Source organism: Collimonas fungivorans (genome assembly GCF_028292705.1).
GTDB classification, from domain to species: Bacteria; Pseudomonadota; Gammaproteobacteria; order Burkholderiales; family Burkholderiaceae_D; genus Collimonas; species Collimonas fungivorans_B.
Map to the genome: position 1 here is coordinate 1 of NZ_JAQGLV010000372.1, position 4,598 is coordinate 4,598.

Genomic DNA, 4,598 nt, shown 5'->3' on the forward strand with positions numbered 1-4,598 from the left:
CCTTCAGTTCGAGCCCGCCGAATTCGCCGACGCCTTCGCCATCGAAGGTCATCGAACCGCTGTCGGGCGCCATCAGGCGGGCGATCAGGCGCGCCGTAGTCGACTTGCCGCAACCCGATTCGCCGACAATGCCCAAGGTCATGCCCTTGGCGATGGAAAAATTGACGCCATCGACCGCATGCACGAACTTGCGCTCGCGCCCGAACAGGCCTGCCCGCACCGGGAAGTATTTTTTTAGGTCGCGCACCACCAGCAGCGGCTGCGCCGGGCCGCCGCGATCCGGCGCCGGCGCCATCGAGATTGGTTCAGTGTTCATTTTCGAATATCCATCGCCGAACGTACGCCATCTGCCAGCAGGTTGAAGGCGATCGAAGTCAAGAAAATCATCGCCCCGGGCAAGGCCGCCACCATCGGGTTTCGGAAGATGGCCGAGCGCAGCGTATTGAGCATCAAGCCCCATTCCGGATCGGGCGGTTTGACGCCGAGGCCGAGGAAGGATAAGCCGGAGCCGAGGATCATGCTCACGCTGAGCAGTCCCGTCGCATACACGAACACCGGCCCCAGCACATTGCCCAGCACGTGCACGCGGATGATCGAGATGGGTCCGGCTCCGCTCATGCGCGCTGCCTCGATGTAGTCGAGCCGGCGCACCTGCGTGGTGACGCTCTCGGCGACCCGCACCAGTTGCGGCACGAAAATCAGCGTCAGGGCGATCAGGCTATTGCTCATGCCGGGACCAAGCGCACCGGCAACCGCTACCGCCAGCAGCACCGATGGGAAGGCATAGAACACGTCCAGCGTGCGCATGATCGCCATGTTGGTGCGCCCGCCGACGTAGCCGGCGAACAAGCCCAGCGAAGTGCCGATGACGAAGGCGGCCAGCACCGGCACCACGCCCATCAGCAGCGACAGGCGGCCGCCGTACATCAGGCGCGTCAGCATGTCGCGTCCCAGTTCGTCGGTGCCGAGCAAGTGGCCGGGCGAGCCGATCGGCAGCAAGCGATTCAACATGCTGGCCTGGTTTGGATCGGCTGGCGCCAGCCACGGCGCGAAGACGGCGGCGGCGACAATGATCAGCAGCACCATGGCGCTGCACATCGCCACCGGATCGCGCCGCAGTTGGCGCGCGACCACCGCCCAGAAGCTGCGGCTCGGCGCCAGGCCCACTGCCGGCGGCATCGCAAGGGGAAGAGGAATCGACATGGCAGATTTCATTTCAGGCACGCCCGATGCGCGGGTCGATCATCGGCTGCACGATATCGACCAGCAGGTTCAACGCAACGAAAAACATGCACAACACAAGAATCGTGCCCTGCAACAGCGGGATATCGCGCTGGAAGATCGCGGTATTGAGCAGGAAGCCGGTGCCCGGCCATGCGAACACCGTTTCAACCAGGATCGAGCCGCCCATCAGATAGCCGATCTGCAAGCCTGCCACGGCCAGTACCGTCGGCGCGGTGTTTTTGGCCACATGCCGGAAAATCGCCCGGTTGTGCAAGCCGCGCGCGCGCAGCGCAACGACGAATTCCTGCTCCAGCATGTCGGCCACCAGCGCGCGCACCGTGCGCGTGATGATGCCCAGCGGGATCACCGACAAGGTCACGGCCGGCAGCACCAGGTGGCGCATGTGGGCGATGTCCCACACCCATTCGGACGAGCCTCCCGGTCCGGCGCCCATGGCCGGAAACCACGGCAGCCAGGTCGAAAAGATGATGGTCAGGACCAGCCCCAGCCAATAGTGCGGAATACTCACACCTACCACCGACAGCACGGTGGCGATCCGGTCGATCCAGCTGCCGTGCCAGTAGCCGGCCAGCGCGCCGAGCACGCAGCCGGCCAGCACCCCGGCGAGGCCGGCGACACCGGCCAGCCGCAAGGTATTGCTGACCGCGCTCATCACTTCGGTAAGCACCTCGCGGCCGGAGGCGATCGATTTACCCAGGTCGCCCTGGACCGCCCGCAGCAGCCACTTCCCGTATTGCACCGGAATTGGCTTATCGAGTCCGTAAGCGCTTTTCAGCGCCTCGACCACATCGGCCGGCGCATCGGCCGGAGCCACCGCGTTCAAAGGATCGCCAGGCGCCAGGTACACCAGCATGAACGACACCAGCGTCACGCCCAGCGCGATCGGCACGGTGTACAACAAACGCTTCAAGATATACGAAACCATCTTGCTACATGCGTATCGTGGTCAGGTCCTGGAACCAGTGCTGCGCCTGGACGAAACCCTTCACCTTTGGCGACAGGACGTGCGGATTAACGTCGTGCACGACCCACAGCATCAGCGCATCGTCGACCATCGTCTGATGCACCGTCGCTAATAGGCCATCCTGCACTTTCGGGTCGAAACTGGTGCGGATCTTATCCAGCGCGGCGTCGACTTTGGGATTGCTGTAGCCGCCCCAATTGACGCCGTTCGGCGCGATGTAGCGGCTGTCGACAAAACGGGTGATGCCGTAGAACGGATCGGACGTCACGTAACCGAGATTGATCGCGCTGATGCCTTTGCCGGCGTTCATGTCGGCCTTGACGCCGCTGCGCCAGTGCAGGTACAGGTTCTCCAGTTCGACGACTTCGAATTCGAGCTGGATGCCGATTTCGGCCAGGCTTTGCTGGATATATTCATTCATCGGCAGCGACAGCATCTGGCCGGTGCCGCCCTGGGCGATGATGACCTTCGCTTTCAACGGTTTGCTCTTGCTGTAGCCGGCTTGCGCCATCAGGGCTTTCGCGGCGGCGAGATCGTAAGTTATTTTGAACGCCGGCTTGCCGAACCACGGACTGGTGCTGTCGACCTGGCCTTTAGCCGGCACCGCCAGGCCATTCATCAGCTTGACGATGCCTTCGCGGTCGATCGCCAGGTTGGCGGCTTTTCGCACCCGGATATCGATCCACGGCGAACCAGGCTGGGTGCTGAAGTGATACGGCCAGACGTGCGGCGTGACGTTCTTGACCAGTTTGAAACCGCCGCTTTGCAGCTGGGGCATGACATCGGGCGGCGGCGTTTCGATCAGGTCGACCTGGCCGCTCATCAGGGCGTTCGCGCGGGTCAGCGCATCGGGAATCGGCAGCAGGATGATGCGGTCGGTTTTCGCGAGACGGGATTTGTCCCAGTACGCCGGATTCTTGACCAGTTCGGCGCGCTCGCGCGGCACCAGCTTGTCGAGTTTGAACGGGCCGGTGCCCGATGGCTGCATCGCGAACTTGTTCCAGTCACGGCCAAGCTTTTCCCACTGCGCCGGGCTGGAAACCAGGAACCACGGCAATTGGTACGGGAACAATGCGTCGATTTCCTTGGTGGTGATCTCCACCGTGTAGTCATCGATCTTGGCGTACGAGGCGATCGACGGAATGCGCGGCCTTACCTGCGCGCTTTGCTTGGCATCGAACTGCGGGGATTTGTCATTCAGAACCTTGTCCAGGTTCCAGATCACGGCGTCGGCCTTGAACTCGGAGCCGTCGTGGAACATGGCGCCCTTGCGCAGCTTGAACACCCACTTCTTGCTGTCCTTGGGATTGACTTTCCATTCGGTCGCCAAGCCAGGCATCAGCTTGCCGGGGCGCGAGTCGATATTCGATTCCCACGCCACCAGTGGATCGTAGATCGTATGGCCGGTGAATTGATAGGCGCCGGCGCCGCGATCGGGCTGTCCTGTCGTCAGCGGAATATCGGCCATCGAAATCCCGTAGCGGGCAACGGTTTCGGCCAACGCGCTTGCGTGCAAGGAAAACGCCACAGGCACTGCCAACAGCCAGCGGGATAACTGCTTGGAAAACGGATGCATGAAGGAATCTCCGAAGTTGGGGGACCAACTCCGCATTGCACGGAACGTGCCAGTGCATGGCTTTATGCAAGTGTTTTTAGCAACTCTTTGTTTTTATTCAAGTAAACAAGGTTTGTATTTTGCCGGGTTCGGCTGCGTGATCGTCGCAGTGCGCCCATGCACGAAAATGTGCATGCCGATGCACCAGCCGCGACCATTGACAAGGTTGGGGTCAGGTCGACGGACCTGACCCCACATTTTTCGCCCGAACTCGGACATGCCGTAGAATGTTTCTACAAACACAAGCAGGTTAAACCAGGATGGGAAAAAATGACGCGCGTTCCGGGATGAACAGCTTCCTGTTGCGGGCGAACACCATAGCGCCACGCGGTGGCACGCGCTCCATCTGCAAGGACAATTCCGCTGCCGAGGCAGGCGAATGTTCCTGGGAGAGTCTGGGCGGCTTCCTTTTCGAGGTCAAGCATGGCCAGTCCGAGACGCGCGTGTCGGTAACAGAATATACAAGCGCCTGAGCCACCCCGGGGTCAGGTCCGGCGGACCTGACCCCATTCTTGTCGGCGGCTACAGCACCCGCCTGAACGTCTGCCGCACCACATTGCGATCGCCGCAGTCGTAATGCCACCACTCGGTATTGATCCCCTGGAAACCGGCCTGCGACATGGCGTCGCGCAGCAACTGGCGGTTGCCGACCTGCTGTGGCGTGATCTCGCCGCGCTCCAGCAGCTGCCGTTCCAGCGCCGGATGCGACTTCTCGGTCAGGTCGTCGAATCCCGTCCCCATGTCGAGCTCGCGGCCTTGTTCATCCAATATCGT

General features: G+C 61.8%; 5 protein-coding genes. All 5 read right to left on the minus strand.

Annotated features, from left to right (window positions below; all coding sequences use genetic code 11):
* The coding region (locus JWQ61_RS20625; RefSeq protein WP_304362157.1) for an ABC transporter ATP-binding protein at window positions 1-316 on the minus strand (316 nt) is incomplete at its 3' end.
* The gene (locus tag JWQ61_RS20630) at window positions 313-1,203 is read right to left on the minus strand and encodes an ABC transporter permease (protein ID WP_304362158.1); all 891 of its coding nucleotides are present in this window, start codon (window positions 1,201-1,203) and stop codon (window positions 313-315) included. The genes JWQ61_RS20630 and JWQ61_RS20625, both read right to left, overlap by 4 nt.
* Window positions 1,204-1,216: 13 nt before the next feature.
* Window positions 1,217-2,170, minus strand: coding sequence for an ABC transporter permease (locus JWQ61_RS20635; protein WP_304362159.1), 954 nt, complete (start codon window positions 2,168-2,170; stop codon window positions 1,217-1,219).
* Between the two features lie 4 nt (window positions 2,171-2,174).
* The gene (locus tag JWQ61_RS20640) at window positions 2,175-3,785 is read right to left on the minus strand and encodes an ABC transporter substrate-binding protein (RefSeq protein WP_304362160.1); all 1,611 of its coding nucleotides are present in this window, start codon (window positions 3,783-3,785) and stop codon (window positions 2,175-2,177) included.
* Window positions 3,786-4,346: 561 nt separating this feature from the next.
* The coding region (locus JWQ61_RS20645) for a M15 family metallopeptidase (protein ID WP_304362161.1) at window positions 4,347-4,598 on the minus strand (252 nt) is incomplete at its 5' end.

Coding starts and splice junctions, on each gene's coding strand:
- JWQ61_RS20630 (WP_304362158.1), bottom strand. CDS start 1,203: ATGTCGATTCCTCTTCCCCTTGCGATGCCGCCGGCAGTGGGCCTGGCG.
- JWQ61_RS20635 (WP_304362159.1), bottom strand. CDS start 2,170: ATGGTTTCGTATATCTTGAAGCGTTTGTTGTACACCGTGCCGATCGCG.
- JWQ61_RS20640 (WP_304362160.1), bottom strand. CDS start 3,785: ATGCATCCGTTTTCCAAGCAGTTATCCCGCTGGCTGTTGGCAGTGCCT.